We start from the raw sequence: 14,589 nt of genomic DNA on the forward strand, positions 1-14,589 counted from the left end.
AGCTACACGACGCGCAATCAAGTCAATTCGCGACGGGCAACTCAATAATGTTGGTTTCAATGCCGTCGAGTTTGGGCTTGAGTTTCATCTTGTCCTGGGCTTCCCGAGCTTGAGCCTCAGTCGCGAACGGACCGATCAAGAAATGTTTTACGCCTTCACGCTCATAAATATAAGGAGTGAAACCATTGTCAAGAAGCCTTCCCGTGCTATCGGTTATTGTCGCCTGCTGGCCCTCGGTGATCTCTAGCGCCCAATGCGCAACCGGGGCCTGGGCCTGCGCAGACTCAGAAGCTGCTTTAGCCCGCTCGATTTTATCGTTAGACTCCTGCCCGCAAGCCGTCAAGGCCAATATTGCTGTCATCACGATGACTTTACGCACTGCGTTTCCCCTGTCTGTATGTGTAAATCGATTTTATCACTGGGGCGCCAACCATTGCTCACCTTGAACAAATTCGATTCGCCCCAATTTAAGACTCATACGCGAGAAATTTTCCTTTGTGGGGAATTAAACTTCTGGCGATGACGTCAGTAATGAGCGGCGCATTTATGCCCACTTAGCAGTATTCTGTAGTCATGAACTAAGCCGCACCGTCTCAGAGACGTGCCTTACAAAGCCATCAAGGAGAAAAAAATGCTGATTCTCACCCGCAAAGTTGGTGAAAGCATAAACATCGGTGACGATATTACGATCACTATTTTAGGGGTCAGCGGACAACAGGTCAGAATCGGCATCAACGCGCCGAAAGATGTCGCTGTGCACCGTGAAGAAATTTATCAGCGCATTCAGGCCGGCCTGACTGCCGCAGACAAAAACGATCAACCATAAGCATCCGAGGCACCAGCCCTTGGAGTGAGTGTCAGGGCTGCCCGGCCAGCCCTCCTCAATTCAAGACCTGCGGATGACACCGTCACGCCCCCTTCCTTGCTCAATACTCCCTGTTCACTGAAAGATTAATCCTGCCAACTTGACCGTTCCAAGGTTTGCGACCACGCTCAATCCGCGTAGAAAGCTCAAGACAGACTGAGTCACTGCAAAGATGAGGGCTTGAAAAACGCCTCCTAATGTCAGCCCGGCAAAGGGCTGGACCTGTACCGTCAAGGAATGAAAGACATGTCCGATTTAATCGTTGTGGGATTTTCAGATACCGAAGTTGCAGATCGCGCCCTCACCAAAATGGTTTCGCTGAGCAAAGAGCACCTGGTAGAGCTGGAAGATGCGGTCATCGTCGTACGTAACGCCGAAGGCAAAATCCATATCAAACAAAGCGTCAATCTGACCGCCCTGGGGGCTACTTCCGGTCTGGTCACCGGCGGCCTTTGGGGCGCGCTGGTGGGGTTGCTGTTTCTCAACCCGCTGGCAGGCTTTGCCATTGGCGGCGCCCTGGGCGCAGGCACCGGCGCACTCTCAGGTTCGTTGAGCGATTACGGGATTGATGACGACTTCATCAAGTCCCTGAGTGAAACCATCCCGAATGACTCCTCGGCCCTGTTCTTGCTGCTGCGCAAATTCCAGCCGGAAAAAGTGCTGCAGGAACTTGAAGACTCGGATTTTAAAGGCAAGGTTCTGCGCACTTCCCTGTCCCCTGAACAAGAACAGAAGCTGCAGGACGCGCTGTCCAAAACCACGGCCGTGGGCACAACTCTCTAAAGCCTCATTCGGGTTGTATCCGCAATCCGGCAGCCTTCAGGGTGCCGGATTTCAGCCCAGGCGCACTGCCGTCCCGGTGGCAAACACCACCAGCATCCCGCCACGGCCAGAAGGCATGCTGATTTCGAAATCCAGCCCGACAATGGCATCTGCCCGCAAGTCCCTCGCCCTGTCGCGGATTTCATCCGTGACCTCGGCACGCGCTTCTTTCAATGCCCGCTCCAGGGTCTGAGAGCGCCCACCGAAAAAATCCCGCACCCCGGTAAAAAAATCCCGCACTACATTGATGCCGTGTACCGACTCGGCACTGACCACTCCCAGGTACTCGGTGATCTGGCGGCCTTCAACACTGTGGGTGGTGGTGATAATCATGGCGTTCCTCATGGCATTCGCGAGTGAGACAGCGGTCTCACAATCTGCAAAAGATTAACTCATCGACCACTGTCTTTACTGCCTTCACCGCTCTAAACAGGGCGACACTGGCCTTATGCGCCGGCAGTGTTACTGTAGCCACAGCGGTAACCAGCCTCTTCCGGGGCGACTATGCTTAAAGCGAATAAATCTAAAGACGTAAGAGTTGGGACCTCTCGCTCGGCAGATGCAGATGCCTGATATGCACTCAATAGCTGCGCCAAGCCTTATTTCGATCCCGCTTACAGGAAGCCCACAATGGTTCAAAGACAAGTCATCAACGCTTCGGTCAGCCCTAAAGGCAGCCTGGAGACGCTATCGCAACGTGAAGTCCAGCAACTGAGCGAAGTCGGCTCAGGCAGCAGTTACACACTGTTTCGCCAATGCGTGCTGGCGATTCTCAATACAGGGGCCCAGGTCGATAACGCTAAAACCATCCTTGAGGCGTATCAGGATTTCGAGGTGCGGATTCATCAGCAAGACCGTGGTGTTCGCCTCGAGCTGCTCAATGCGCCGGCGGATGCATTCGTTGATGGTGAAATGATTGCCAGTACTCGCGAGATGCTGTTCAGCGCCCTGCGAGACATTGTCTACACCCAAAGCGGCCTGGACAGCCCGCGCATCGACCTGAGTTCCTCTGCAGGCATCACTGACTACGTATTCCACCTACTGCGCAATGCCCGCACCCTGCGCCCTGGGGTAGATCCCAAGATTGTTGTGTGCTGGGGCGGGCACTCGATCAATACCGAAGAATACAAGTACACCAAAAAGGTCGGCCACGAACTGGGCCTGCGCAGTCTGGACATTTGCACCGGCTGCGGGCCGGGCGTAATGAAGGGCCCCATGAAGGGCGCCACTATCTCCCACGCCAAGCAACGTTTGACGGGCGGGCGTTATCTGGGGCTGACCGAACCGGGCATCATCGCTGCCGAAGCGCCGAACCCTATCGTCAACGAACTGGTGATCCTGCCGGACATCGAAAAACGCCTTGAGGCCTTTGTGCGGGTAGGCCACGGCGTGATTATTTTCCCGGGCGGCGCCGGGACTGCCGAGGAGTTCCTGTATCTGCTGGGCATCCTGATGCACCCGGATAACAGCGATGTACCCTTCCCCGTCATCCTGACCGGTCCCAAGGAAGCAGCCCCTTATCTGCAGCAGCTGCATGAATTTGTCGGCGCCACGCTGGGTGAATCGGCGCAGACCCATTACCAGATCATCATCGACAACCCGGCCGAAGTGGCCCGGCAAATGACCTCGGGTCTCAAGGCGGTGAAAAAGTTCCGCCGCGAGCGCAATGATGCGTTCCACTTCAACTGGCTATTGAAAATTGATGAGGGGTTCCAGCGTCCGTTCGAGCCGACCCACGCCAATATGGCCAGCCTGAAATTGCGCAGCGACATGCCTGCCCATGAACTGGCGATCAACCTGCGTCAGGCTTTTTCCGGGATTGTGTCGGGCAACGTGAAAGAGAAAGGCATTCACCTGATCGAACAGCACGGCCCGTACGAAATTCACGGTGACCCTGCAATCATGAAACCGCTGGATAAATTGCTGCACGCATTTGTTGAGCAGCACCGCATGAAACTGCCGGGCGGCGCGGACTATGTGCCCTGCTATCGCGTAGTCAGCTAAACCTGTCCCGAAGGGCACGCCGAGCGAAAAAAGGCGCATGACCACTCGCCTCGCCTGGCTTGCCCGTCAACGGATCATTTCAACGGCGCAAACTGTTTGACCGCCTCCAGCCAGGCAGGATCCAGCCGGGTCTGCTCCGTCTCGATGCCAAGCGCCTCCAGGCGCGCCTTGTGCAGATCAATCTCGTGAACCATCTGGCTCAACGCACTGGAGTTAGCGTCCAGCTGGTACATCTGGGTCACGCCCAGATGATAAAAGCGCAACAGCTTCATGGCCGTCACATCGCCGGCCATGACTCCTGCCGTCACATGGTGCATGACGTTGGTGACTTTCATCAGGCTGCGCTTGAGCTGCCAGCCATACACCGCCGGTGCCATCCAGGGCTGCGACCAGAAATTGAACCTCACCAGGGCAATGGTCATGATCAGGGCCACCATGACGCCTGCCAGATTCAAACGAAAATTATCCCCCCCCTCCACTCCCATCAGCCCCACTGCCAGCCCGGACACCAGTAGCGCCAACGCCGCAAAGGTCAACGCGATGTAGAGAGTGCTGCGTCGGGTTTTCTGGCGATAAACTTCGGGGCTGACCGGTTTTATTTCAAACATCACTGTCTCAAGACTCCTGGCTGATTATGAAAACCGGCATTATGCGCGCCTGAAGGGTCGGGGGACTCAACCATTCGCCGCACGTGATCATTTGCCGTCAGGGCAGCATCGGGATCACTCGATACGGCTTGACCGACTTGAACGAGAAGCTTGAATAGATTTCCTTTACCGCAGGCAAGGTTTGCAATACCTCGCGGGCAAATTCACCGAAGGACTCCAGGTCTTTGGCCACCACTTCAAGCAAGAAGTCGTAACGACCCGAGATGTTATGGCAGGCGATAATCTCGGGTATATCCAGCAAACGCTGTTCAAAGTTCCTGGCCATTTCCCTGGTGTGCGAAGCCATCATCAGGCTCACGAAAGCCGTCACCCCATAACCCAACTCCTTGGGCGAGAGAACCGCCTGATAGCCGCTGATCAGCCCGCTGTCCTCCAGTAACTTGACCCTTCGCCAACAGGGTGACGTGGTCAACGAAACCTTCTCGGCCAGCTCGGCGATGGTCAAGCGTGCGTTGCCTTGCAGGGCGTTGAGCAAAGCTTTATCGGTCCGATCCAGAGCAATTGGCATAATTTGCCTCCAGCTTTCAGCGTGGCTGGCTTTTGTGCCAATAAATCTCTGTTTGGCTGGCCAGTTTGGAATTTTTATCGTTGTTTTTGAGCATAGCATCGGAGGAAATATTGGAGAGTCCGCCATGACTGACAACAAGAATAACTTCGGCTTTTCTACCCGTGCGATTCATCACGGCTACGACCCATTGCAGAATAACGGCGCGTTGATCCCCCCGATTTACCTGACCTCCACCTTCGCCTTTGCCACCGTCGAATACGGCGCGGCCTGTTTTGCCGGGGAACAAAGCGGGCATTTCTACACCCGCATCTCCAACCCGACCCTGGCCCTGCTTGAATCGCGCATGGCGGCCCTGGAGAACGGCGAAGCAGGCGTGGCATTCAGCTCCGGCATGGGGGCTATTGCCTCAACCTTCTGGACCCTGCTGCGGCCCGGCGATGAAATCATCGTCAACCGCACGTTATACGGCTGTACCTTTGCCCTGTTACACCACGGCATCGGCGAATTCGGGGTCAAGGTCAAGCATGTCGACATGTCCGACCTGGCCGAGCTTGAAGCAGCGATCGGCCCGGCAACGCGCATGATCTACTTCGAAACACCGGCCAACCCGAACATGAAGCTGGTGGATATCGCTGCCGTCTCGGGGATTGCCCATCAGCACCCGGACATTGTCGTGGTCATCGACAACACCTACTGCACCCCGTACCTGCAGCGGCCGCTGGAAATGGGCGCCGATGTGGTGGTGCATTCAGCCACCAAGTACCTCAGCGGGCACAGCGACATTACCGCGGGCATCGTCGTTACCAGTCAGGCCCTGGCTGACCGGATTCGCCTGCAAGGCCTCAAGGACCTTACCGGAGCTGTGATGTCGCCCCAGGATGCGTATCTGCTGATGCGTGGCCTCAAGACCCTGGCCCTGCGCATGGACCGCCATTGCAGCAGTGCTCGCGTGATAGCCGGTTTTTTACAGGATCACCCGGCAGTGGAATGGGTCGCCTACCCCGGCCTGCCCTCTTTCCCACAGCACTCACTGGCCTCCCGGCAAATGAAACTGCCGGGGGGCATGATTGCCTTTGAACTCAAGGGCGGCCTTGCTGCCGGCCAGCGCTTCATGAACGCGCTGCAACTGTTCAGCCGCGCAGTCAGCCTGGGCGGCGCGGAGTCACTGGCGCAACATCCCGCGAGCATGACCCACTCCACCTACACCCCGGAAGAACGGACGCGGCATGATATTTCCGAAGGGCTGGTACGCCTGGCAATCGGCCTGGAAGACCTTGCCGATTTGCTGACGGATATCGAGCAGGCACTGAAAGCCTGAACAGTACCTCGTCAGCGACAAGAAATGCCCGTTATCCGTAGCAGTTGCCGCAGGCTACGTCCGATTGCGAAGCGATCGTAATCCACCGTGCAGGGTTTATCTGAAGAACCGCGCCACACCGACGCAGTCTCGTTTCACTCGCCAGCGGCTACAGGATATTTGGCACAGTAGTCGCTGACGAGGTACGAGGCTGCGAGCTATTGCGAAGCGATCATAATCCACAGAGCAGGGTTTTTCTGAAGAACCGCGCCACGCCGATGCAGTCTCGTTTCACTCGCCAGCGGCTACAGGATATTTGGCACAGTAGTCGCTGACGAGGTACGAGGCTGCGAGCTGTTCGGCTCAGCAAACGGCTCGCAGCCTCGTCAGCGACAAGAAATGCCCGTTCTCTGTAGCAGTTGCCGCAGGCTACGTCCGATTGCGAAGCGATCGTAATCCACCGTGCAGGGTTTATCTGAAGAACCGCGCCACACCGACGCAGTCTCGTTTCACTCGCCAGCGGCTACGAAAGCCTCGTGAGATGTGGCCCGGTGCTGGCTCAACCCGGCGGGATCGTCGCCAGGATGCCGATGCCAATGGTCAACACCAAAAAGCCGCCTAAAAACCATGCCATCTTGCCCATAACAATTGCCCTCAAACGTTCGTAATAAAACAGGTGCAGAACTTCAGATGACACCCTCTCAAGTGATCACCGGGGCTGATGTTCTCGCCTGTCTCGAAAAGTTGGTGGGAATTCTGCGCTGCGAACTGCACACATAACAGTCGCAGATAACGTGAAAAAATACGGATCAGTTGCTCGGCAATATGAAGTGCGCCGGTAACACGCTGCGCTGATACTCGGCCACGACTGCCTGGCTCAGGTTTACCACCGCCTCGTTCAGCTCCAGGCCCGCCCCCGCGCGCCAACTGGCGTATACCGAAAAACCCGGCGCAGTCTCGATCGCCAAGGCGATCATCGCCCCGCTCTGCAATTCACGGCTGACCAGTACCGGCGGCAAGGCGCCAATGCCGAATCCGTCGGCGACCAGCTTGATAATGGCTGCCACCGAATTGATGCAGCTGATCCGCGGCGCCGGGATGCCTTGCTGATGCAGAAAGTTGAGCATGTCCTGATGCGGTCGCGAGTGCCGGGAGAAGGTCAGTAGCCGCTCCTGACACAGGTCCGCCAGGCTGGTGTAACTGCGATCCAGTGCGCCATTACGGGCCACGACCCAGCTCAGGGGGTAACTGGCCAGTTGCAGGTTGCGCACCCCGTCCGCCCGTAGCAGATCCGTCTGGAAAATCAGGTCCAGCTGGCCTTTGAGCAATTGCTCGCCCAGGTTCAGCGCGGTATCGGCAGTCAGCTCGACTTCGACCTGCGGGTAGTCGCGGCTAAGGGCGCTGATCAACTCGCTCAGCCAACTGTGAATCACGGTGTCCATGACCCCGATACGCAAGCGCCCGGCAAAGCTGTCGGCCAGGCCAAGGGACTGATGCAGGCGTTGCTGGGTCGCGAGCATTTCCTCGGCGTACCCCAGCACCTTGTGGCCCTCGCGCGTCAGGTTCACCCCACGCGAATCGCGCTGGAACAACTGCACACCCAGCTCGGTTTCGAGCACTGAAATGCGACTGGATATCGCCGCCTGGGTGGTTGAAAGCTTTTCCGCGGTCAGGCGAAAACTGCCAAGACGCGCCACCCAGACGAATGTAAGAAGAAAACGCATATTCATTAAGGGGGTTTTCTCCGGACCGAAACAAGTGCGCCACTCTAAACCTTTGCCGCGAACTCAATCCAGTCGGCTTAAGTCGGTGATTGGCAAAACTTTTTTGTTCAGCCGTGACAACTTTTATTGACTGGACGCGTCGCTCAAAGCCACCAACCATATCGGTCAATGATGCTCCCTCATCGGGCATCAAAAATAAAAAAACACGCTGAGTCCGGCAGCGTACCGATTTTGCGAAAGTGCGCCAGACCGCTTTCGCCTTGCCCGTACCAGCCTGCCCTGGTGCTGCGGCATTCAGCTAAGGGATTTCCCTTCATGCAAACCGTCGTAAATCTATGGCCCCTGATTGGCGTGCTCGTCATCATCGCGGGCTTTGTACTGCGCTTTAACCCACTGCTGGTGGTGAGCGCGGCGGCTATCGTCACCGGCCTTGCGGCCCATTTCCCGCTGGAAAAAATCATCACCCTGATGGGCGAAGGCTTTCTCCAGACCCGCGCCCTGCAACTGATTCTGCTATTACCCCTGGCCGTGATCGGCCTGCTGGAACGTCATGGTTTGCGCCTGCATGCGCAAAACTGGATCGCCAGCTTCCAGCGGGCGACGGTCGGGCGGCTGCTGATCATGTATCTGTTTGTGCGCGAGGCGACCGCTGCGGTGGGCCTGACCAGCCTGGGCGGCCATCCACAAATGGTGCGCCCGTTGCTCGCGCCCATGGCCGAAGGCGCTGCCGAAAATAAATACGGCAAGCTGCCGGACAAGGTGCGACACAAGGTGCTGGCCATGTGCGCCGCCACCGATAACATCGGTCTGTTCTTTGGCGAAGACATTTTCGTCGCCTTTGGTGCAATCGCCCTGATGCATACCTTCCTGCTGGGCTCGGGGCTGGATGTCGAGCCGCTGCACATCGCCTTCTGGGGCATCCCGACCGCCATTTGCGCCTTTATCATTCATGCATTGCGCCTGTATCGCTTCGACCTGATGCTCTCACGCAGCATGGCCGAAGTGGCCCAGGCCGATGCTGACGCGGCGCAGGAGCTGGCACGATGATTATTTCTATCGAGTATTTCTACTGGCTGGCCGGCGTGCTGCTGCTGATCACCGCAGGCATGATTGCGACTGACCGCACCCACCCCAAGCGCTGGACCAGCAGCCTGTTCTGGGCACTGTTCGCGCTGGTCTTTCTGATTGGCGACCGGCTTTCGCCGTTCGTGGTCGGTGTCGGGGTACTGGTCATGGCGGTTATTGCCGGCATCGGCGGTGTCGGTCGCGGGGCCCATGCCGAACTGCATGTCAAAGCGGCACGGGCCAGCGCCGGCCGTTTGGGCCACAAGCTGTTTATCCCGGCGCTGTCGATTCCGCTGGTAACGGTCATTGGCTCGGTCCTGCTCAAAAACGTGCAGATCGGCGGCGTACCGCTGCTCGACCCGAAGAACACCACCTTCGTGTCGCTGGGCATCGGCTGCATGGTGGCATTGCTCCTGGCTTGCATTCTGACCCGCGACACACCGCTACAGGGCTTGCGCGAATCCCGGCGTCTGACCGAAGCCCTTGGCTGGACCATGGTGCTGCCGCAAATGCTGGCCATGCTCGGCCTGCTGTTCAATGACGCCGGGGTCGGCGCCGCTGTCGCCCACGTCACCACCGCCTACATCAACATGGACTATCGCCTGGTGGCGGTGATGGTGTACGTACTGGGCATGGCCCTGTTTACCGTGATCATGGGTAACGGCTTTGCTGCATTCCCGGTGATGACCGGCGGTGTCGGTGTACCTATTCTGGTGGGGATCTACGATGCCAACCCGGCAGTCATGGCAGCGATCGGCATGTTTTCCGGTTATTGCGGCACCCTGATGACGCCGATGGCGGCCAACTTCAACATCGTGCCCGTCGCCCTGCTGGAACTGCCGGACAAATACGCCGTGATCAAGGCCCAGATGCCAACGGCGCTGCTGATGCTGGTGGTCAATATCGTCCTGCTTTATCTGTTGATGTGAGGCCCGCCATGCGCACCGTGCTGCTGACCGGTTTTGAACCGTTCGACCAAGATACGATCAACCCGTCCTGGGAGGCCGTGCGCCTTCTGGACGGTATTTTACTCAGCGATGATGTGCGCATCGTCGCCCGCCAGTTGCCCTGCGCTTTCGCCGAAGCGCCGGCCCGGCTTGCCGGGTTTCTGGATGAGTACAAACCCGAGATGGTGATTGCCGTAGGGCTGGCCAGCGGGCGTGCCGACGTGTCGGTCGAGCGGGTGGCGATCAACCTCAACGACGCGCGGATCCCCGATAACCTGGGCCTGCAGCCGATCGACACGCCGGTGGTGGCGCAAGGGCCTGCGGCGTATTTCAGTACCTTGCCGATCAAGGCCATGGTGCGGGCAATCCAGGCTGCCGGCATTGGTGCCTCGGTGTCACATACGGCGGGCACCTTTGTCTGCAATCAGGTGTTCTACAGCTTGCAGCACGCACTGGCAGGCTCGGGAGTACGCAGTGGCTTTATCCATATCCCTGCGCTGGCGCAGCAAGCGCTGGAAACCGGGGTGCCGTCCATGGCACTGGAGACGATGGTTCAAGGGCTGCGTATCGCGCTGATAACGGCGCTGAACACCGAGCACGACGTGCTCGAAACCGGCGGCCAGGTGAGCTGACAGAGGGTTGCGCGGCTAAAAGTGGAACGCCACACCCGTGGTGACGTTGAACGGGTCACCGGGGAAGAAATTCGCCGAGTCCTGACCCTTGGCGTCATACGTGGTGTTGGCAGCCGTGGCGTAGTGTTGGTTGGTCAAGTTACGCGCATCAACAAACACCTCCCACTTTTTGCTCGGCGCCTCGTAGCCCACCTTCGCCCCCCAGACCACATAGGACGGCGCGCCAAGGGTATTGGTAAAGTCGACGTAATAGCTGGAAGCGGCGCGGGCATTGAGTTGCGCGTAAAAGCCTGCAGATTGCCGATACTGCAGCTCGGCCTGATACACCTGGCGCGGCAGCCCCGGCAGTTGATTGTCACCAAACACCGGATCGTTGCGGTAGTGGAAATCGTTATAGGTATAGGCCTGGCGCAGCGCAATGCTGTCGCCATTCTGATTCTCCCAGAGCAATGCATTAAGCCCTGCTTCTATCCCCTGATGAATCGTCGGACTGGCGTTTGAGGTGGCAATCAACTGATCCTCGGTTGCGCTCGCCGGGCGTACTACCACCGACAGCAGCTCCTTGTGTACCCACGACCGATAGACCGTCAGGCTGCCGTCAAAAATGCCATGTCCGCCGCGAATGCCAAACTCCAGGGTATTGGCCTTTTGCGGCCGGACATCGCGAATATAGGGGGTGCCGGTGCTGCCCAGTTGCCAGGTCACCGGCGGATCAACGGAACGGCTGACGTTGCCAAAGAGTTCAAACTCCGGTGTCAGCTGATAGCGCAAGCCAAGGCGCGGAGCCAGGTCGTATTCGCTGTAATCAACCCCGCTGGGGAACTCACTGGTGTTGACCGCAGTGGTGTATTTGATGTCGGCCTTACGCTTGATATCGATCCACGACAGGCCGCTGGAAAGCCAGGTGCGCTCACCCAGTTGCAGCTCGTTACCCAGCGAAAAGACCGTGTCGCGCGAGCCGGTGTAATCGGTTTTTTGTTGCGTGTTGCCGGTGTCCCTGAAGTGCGATTTAACATCCGCCAGCCAGGCCCGGGTCGTGCTGAAGGTCACGCTGCTGTCGCTGGGCAGGCCGAGGAAAGTATCGCCGGTGCGCAGATAGCGCAGGGTCAGGTTCAGATCCGTGGAGCGCCAGTCCTGGGGCGTAGCGCTGTAGCGCCAGCCGTTCAACAGCGGGTAATCGTTATAGCCCAGCCCTACTTCCAGCTTGGCATTGTCATCAAAGGTGTAGGTGGTTTTGCTGCCCAGCAGGGTCGATCCGTCCTTCTTGCGCCCGGTGGGAACATCGTTGCTTGTAGGGTCATGTTTGAGTTGGTACTTGGTTAAAGGATTGCCCTGGGTCAGGGTCTCTTCGCGATAACGCAGGAAGAAACGGGTCTCGAGTTTGGGACTGAACACGTGACCGAAGTTGGCAACCAGCCCCTGCCCCTTGTTGGAAGTATCGTCCTGATAGCCGTCGCGCTGGTTGTGCAACACACTCACGTAATAGTCGCTGTCACCCACTACCCCGCCGGTGCTCAGTTGCTGTTTGCGATAGCCGAAACTGCCGGCCTCCAGGCGTGCATAGTTGCCCGGGTCGGTACGCCCGGTCTTGCTCACAAAGTTGATCGCGCCGCCCAGCGACAACGCGGAGTACAGATAGGCATTGGCGCCATACAGCACCTCGGTGTGATCCACCGAAGCCATGTCCAGCATGTCCTCCTGGGTACCGCCCGGCCCGGTGAGCGGAAGGCCGTCATAGAGGAATTTGATCCCCAGTACGTACCCTTGATAGAAGGTGTTGAGGCCCGAGCCGCGAATCGAAATCTTGTTCGCTCCCGAGCCGCTGGTGGCCTGGGCGAAGACTCCGGGCTGCAGGGCCAGAACGTCCTCGGCATTGGCCGCACGCCCGCGTTCCACCTCGTGGTTGTCCACCACCGCGGTGTTGCCCGCAACTTTTTTCAACGCCTTTTCAGCCTTCAGCGCCCCGGATGCCTGAGCACCGGTGACCACCACCGTGTCCAGTGTCGGGCCCTGGTTGGCGGCCGTCTCCTGGGCTGCCATAGCCGTACCCTGAACCAGCATCAGCAACATGCCCATGCTGGACGCCGTTGCTAACGTATTAAGACGCTGAGCGCGTTTCTCGAACTTTCGCCACATCAATTCAACACCCCTGACTCAGTTAATTAGTTGGAGCATCTATTGGTATAGTCGCGCTCGAACATCAACTTTGCAGGGTTCATGCCAGCTAAATAACCGGCAAATACGTTAACTAAAGCGGGGTTGAATCCACTCAATCCGACACTTTGTAAAACAACTGTACAGCGCAGAACAGTTGGCACTTCATGCGCTCCGTTGCCCGGGAGTTTGCACAGTACTTATAACGGTCTGAGCCATTGATAGACGACCGCCCGGGGTAGTGCGGGCGGCCGCAGCAGGGTTACAAGTGCACAATATCAATGGCTGTGGGCGTGACCGGCCGTTGCCGTCCCGGCGAAATACTCCTCATCGGTGACCTTTTCCAGCCAGACCACGGCCACGCCGTCCAGCGCCTCCTGAATTGCAATATGAGTCATCGAGGTGGTTGGCGAAGCGCCGTGCCAGTGTTTGTGTCCGGGGGGGCACCAGATGACGTCACCGGCGCGGATTTCCACAATCGGCTCGCCTTCACACTGGGTCCAGCCACAGCCGGCTGTCACAACCAGGGTCTGCCCCAGCGGATGGGTATGCCAGGCGGACCGGGCCCCCGGTTCAAATGTCACGCTGGCCACCGAAACCCGCGAAGGTTCTGGCGCAGTGTTCAGCGGATCGATGCGAACAGTGCCGGTGAACCAGGCCTCGGGGCCTTTAACCGAAGGTTGTGAGCCAACACGTTTGAGTTCCATTGCGGTTTTCCTCTAGCCGATTCAAGTAGGTTGCAGCCCGTTCAGGCCAGTTGATGCCCTTACTGTATAGACCAGCCCGGCCTATGATTAGATGGCAAAATCGGCATGCACTTATGCAATGGAGCATCAATGCGAGAAAACCTTAACGATTTGCTGGCCTTCATGATTGTCGCCCGCGAGCGCAACTTCACCCGCGCCGCCGCGCAACTGGGGGTTTCCCAGTCGGCGTTGAGCCGCACGATCGGCGCGCTGGAAAAAAGAATGGGCCTGCTCCTGCTGACCCGCACCACGCGCAGTGTTTCGATGACAGAGGCCGGGCGCAGAGTGCTGGCGACCGTTGCGCCGCGCTTCGAAGAAATCGATGCCGAGCTTGAAGCATTGAGTGATCTGCGGGACCGACCGGCAGGCACCGTACGAATCACCACGACCGACTATGTTACCCGGGTTTACCTGTGGCCCCGACTCAAGCCCCTGTTACGCGAGTTCCCGGATATCCACGTCGAGCTGATCAACGATTACGGGCTTTCGGACATCGTGCAAGACAGCTACGACATCGGCATCCGTCTGGGCGACCAGGTCGAGAAAGACATGATCGCCGCACGCATCAGCCCCGATCAGACCATGGCCATTGTCGGTGCTCCAGGCTATCTGGCCGCGCAGGGTCCCTGCACGACACCCCAGGACCTGACCCGTCACAACTGCATCAATTTGCGTTTACCAACCCGGGACTCGCTGATGCCGTGGGAGTTGAGCAAAGACGGTCGTGAACTGCAGGTGCGGGTGGCTGGCCAACTGGTATTCAACAGTACCTACGAGATGCTCGAGGCCGCCCTCGACGGTTTTGGCCTGGCCTACCTGCCCTATGAACTGGCCAGGGCCCATGTCGATGACGCAAGGCTGAACTGGGTACTTGAAGACTGGTTCCCGACCTATACCGGCTACCACCTTTTTTACCCGAGCCGGCGACAGGCCTCACAAGCGGTGTCTCTGGTGGTCCAGGCGTTGAAAGCAGATACCCCCTCTGGTCGAAGCCGTGCACGCCAATGAAATTAAAATCCGGCCATACCCTGAATAGACAGTTTTATTTTCTACTTATTGACTTTTTAATCGAATAATATTTTACAAATACACTAGAACAGACAAAAACATTCAATATTTTTCGCTGCAATAGCCGGTACCATTTTCCTCACACTTTG

At 57.8% G+C, this 14,589-nt stretch carries 15 protein-coding genes; 8 read left to right on the plus strand and 7 right to left on the minus strand.

Going from position 1 to position 14,589, the window contains the following annotated elements:
- Positions 1-22: 22 nt before the first annotated feature.
- Positions 23-379: an SPOR domain-containing protein gene (locus AOC04_RS10840; protein ID WP_060693235.1), complete on the minus strand. Its 357-nt coding sequence runs from the start codon at positions 377-379 to the stop codon at positions 23-25.
- Between the two features lie 252 nt (positions 380-631).
- Between AOC04_RS10840 and csrA the strand changes: the two genes are divergently transcribed.
- On the plus strand, positions 632-826 hold the full coding sequence (gene csrA / locus AOC04_RS10845; RefSeq protein WP_060693238.1) for a carbon storage regulator CsrA: 195 nt from the start codon (positions 632-634) through the stop codon (positions 824-826).
- 285 nt (positions 827-1,111) lie between these two features.
- Complete coding sequence (locus AOC04_RS10850) at positions 1,112-1,648, plus strand: DUF1269 domain-containing protein (protein ID WP_060693239.1); 537 nt, start codon at positions 1,112-1,114, stop codon at positions 1,646-1,648.
- A 51-nt stretch (positions 1,649-1,699) separates the two neighbouring features.
- Here the strand turns inward: AOC04_RS10850 and AOC04_RS10855 are convergent, their stop codons facing one another.
- Positions 1,700-2,020, minus strand: coding sequence for a YbjQ family protein (locus AOC04_RS10855; protein ID WP_060693241.1), 321 nt, complete (start codon positions 2,018-2,020; stop codon positions 1,700-1,702).
- 297 nt (positions 2,021-2,317) lie between these two features.
- Here AOC04_RS10855 and ppnN point away from each other — a divergent pair, with 297 nt between their 5' ends.
- Positions 2,318-3,691: a nucleotide 5'-monophosphate nucleosidase PpnN gene (gene ppnN / locus AOC04_RS10860; protein WP_060693243.1), complete on the plus strand. Its 1,374-nt coding sequence runs from the start codon at positions 2,318-2,320 to the stop codon at positions 3,689-3,691.
- A gap of 74 nt (positions 3,692-3,765) precedes the next feature.
- Here the strand turns inward: ppnN and AOC04_RS10865 are convergent, their stop codons facing one another.
- Together AOC04_RS10865 and AOC04_RS10870 are read right to left on the minus strand one after the other, a co-directional pair.
- Positions 3,766-4,299, minus strand: coding sequence for a DUF3087 family protein (locus tag AOC04_RS10865; protein ID WP_060693245.1), 534 nt, complete (start codon positions 4,297-4,299; stop codon positions 3,766-3,768).
- A 97-nt stretch (positions 4,300-4,396) separates the two neighbouring features.
- Positions 4,397-4,867, minus strand: a complete 471-nt coding sequence (locus AOC04_RS10870) for an Lrp/AsnC family transcriptional regulator (protein ID WP_060693247.1) — start codon at positions 4,865-4,867, stop codon at positions 4,397-4,399.
- Between the two features lie 124 nt (positions 4,868-4,991).
- Here AOC04_RS10870 and AOC04_RS10875 point away from each other — a divergent pair, with 124 nt between their 5' ends.
- Entirely contained in the window at positions 4,992-6,185 is a 1,194-nt protein-coding gene (locus tag AOC04_RS10875; RefSeq protein ID WP_060693248.1) for a methionine gamma-lyase, read from the plus strand.
- 788 nt (positions 6,186-6,973) lie between these two features.
- Here the strand turns inward: AOC04_RS10875 and AOC04_RS10880 are convergent.
- Positions 6,974-7,894 (minus strand): LysR family transcriptional regulator, encoded by a 921-nt coding sequence (locus tag AOC04_RS10880; RefSeq protein WP_060693250.1) that lies wholly within the window; start codon positions 7,892-7,894, stop codon positions 6,974-6,976.
- A 309-nt stretch (positions 7,895-8,203) separates the two neighbouring features.
- Here AOC04_RS10880 and AOC04_RS10885 point away from each other — a divergent pair, with 309 nt between their 5' ends.
- From AOC04_RS10885 to pcp, 3 genes are read left to right on the plus strand one after another with little or no spacing between them, the layout of a single operon-like run.
- Complete coding sequence (locus AOC04_RS10885) at positions 8,204-8,935, plus strand: DUF969 domain-containing protein (RefSeq protein WP_060693252.1); 732 nt, start codon at positions 8,204-8,206, stop codon at positions 8,933-8,935.
- Positions 8,932-9,882: a DUF979 domain-containing protein gene (locus AOC04_RS10890; protein ID WP_060693253.1), complete on the plus strand. Its 951-nt coding sequence runs from the start codon at positions 8,932-8,934 to the stop codon at positions 9,880-9,882. The genes AOC04_RS10885 and AOC04_RS10890 overlap by 4 nt, the downstream gene beginning before the upstream one ends.
- Positions 9,883-9,890: 8 nt before the next feature.
- On the plus strand, positions 9,891-10,532 hold the full coding sequence (pcp, locus tag AOC04_RS10895; RefSeq protein WP_060693255.1) for a pyroglutamyl-peptidase I: 642 nt from the start codon (positions 9,891-9,893) through the stop codon (positions 10,530-10,532).
- 15 nt (positions 10,533-10,547) lie between these two features.
- Here pcp and AOC04_RS10900 read toward each other — a convergent pair whose 3' ends face one another.
- Both AOC04_RS10900 and AOC04_RS10905 read right to left on the minus strand, forming a co-directional pair.
- The gene (locus AOC04_RS10900) at positions 10,548-12,668 is read right to left on the minus strand and encodes a TonB-dependent receptor family protein (RefSeq protein ID WP_060693257.1); all 2,121 of its coding nucleotides are present in this window, start codon (positions 12,666-12,668) and stop codon (positions 10,548-10,550) included.
- Between the two features lie 296 nt (positions 12,669-12,964).
- Positions 12,965-13,393: a (R)-mandelonitrile lyase gene (locus AOC04_RS10905; RefSeq protein ID WP_060693259.1), complete on the minus strand. Its 429-nt coding sequence runs from the start codon at positions 13,391-13,393 to the stop codon at positions 12,965-12,967.
- A 129-nt stretch (positions 13,394-13,522) separates the two neighbouring features.
- Here AOC04_RS10905 and AOC04_RS10910 point away from each other — a divergent pair, with 129 nt between their 5' ends.
- Positions 13,523-14,440, plus strand: a complete 918-nt coding sequence (locus AOC04_RS10910; protein WP_060693261.1) for a LysR family transcriptional regulator — start codon at positions 13,523-13,525, stop codon at positions 14,438-14,440.
- The last annotated feature ends 149 nt before the right edge of the window (positions 14,441-14,589 follow it).

The organism is Pseudomonas versuta (assembly GCF_001294575.1).
Lineage (GTDB): Bacteria > Pseudomonadota > Gammaproteobacteria > Pseudomonadales > Pseudomonadaceae > Aquipseudomonas > Aquipseudomonas versuta.

Coding starts and splice junctions, on each gene's coding strand:
- csrA (WP_060693238.1), top strand. CDS start 632: ATGCTGATTCTCACCCGCAAAGTTGGTGAAAGCATAAACATCGGTGAC.
- AOC04_RS10850 (WP_060693239.1), top strand. CDS start 1,112: ATGTCCGATTTAATCGTTGTGGGATTTTCAGATACCGAAGTTGCAGAT.
- AOC04_RS10855 (WP_060693241.1), bottom strand. CDS start 2,020: ATGATTATCACCACCACCCACAGTGTTGAAGGCCGCCAGATCACCGAG.
- ppnN (WP_060693243.1), top strand. CDS start 2,318: ATGGTTCAAAGACAAGTCATCAACGCTTCGGTCAGCCCTAAAGGCAGC.
- AOC04_RS10865 (WP_060693245.1), bottom strand. CDS start 4,299: ATGTTTGAAATAAAACCGGTCAGCCCCGAAGTTTATCGCCAGAAAACC.
- AOC04_RS10870 (WP_060693247.1), bottom strand. CDS start 4,867: ATGCCAATTGCTCTGGATCGGACCGATAAAGCTTTGCTCAACGCCCTG.
- AOC04_RS10875 (WP_060693248.1), top strand. CDS start 4,992: ATGACTGACAACAAGAATAACTTCGGCTTTTCTACCCGTGCGATTCAT.
- AOC04_RS10880 (WP_060693250.1), bottom strand. CDS start 7,894: ATGAATATGCGTTTTCTTCTTACATTCGTCTGGGTGGCGCGTCTTGGC.
- AOC04_RS10885 (WP_060693252.1), top strand. CDS start 8,204: ATGCAAACCGTCGTAAATCTATGGCCCCTGATTGGCGTGCTCGTCATC.
- AOC04_RS10890 (WP_060693253.1), top strand. CDS start 8,932: ATGATTATTTCTATCGAGTATTTCTACTGGCTGGCCGGCGTGCTGCTG.
- pcp (WP_060693255.1), top strand. CDS start 9,891: ATGCGCACCGTGCTGCTGACCGGTTTTGAACCGTTCGACCAAGATACG.
- AOC04_RS10900 (WP_060693257.1), bottom strand. CDS start 12,668: ATGTGGCGAAAGTTCGAGAAACGCGCTCAGCGTCTTAATACGTTAGCA.
- AOC04_RS10905 (WP_060693259.1), bottom strand. CDS start 13,393: ATGGAACTCAAACGTGTTGGCTCACAACCTTCGGTTAAAGGCCCCGAG.
- AOC04_RS10910 (WP_060693261.1), top strand. CDS start 13,523: ATGCGAGAAAACCTTAACGATTTGCTGGCCTTCATGATTGTCGCCCGC.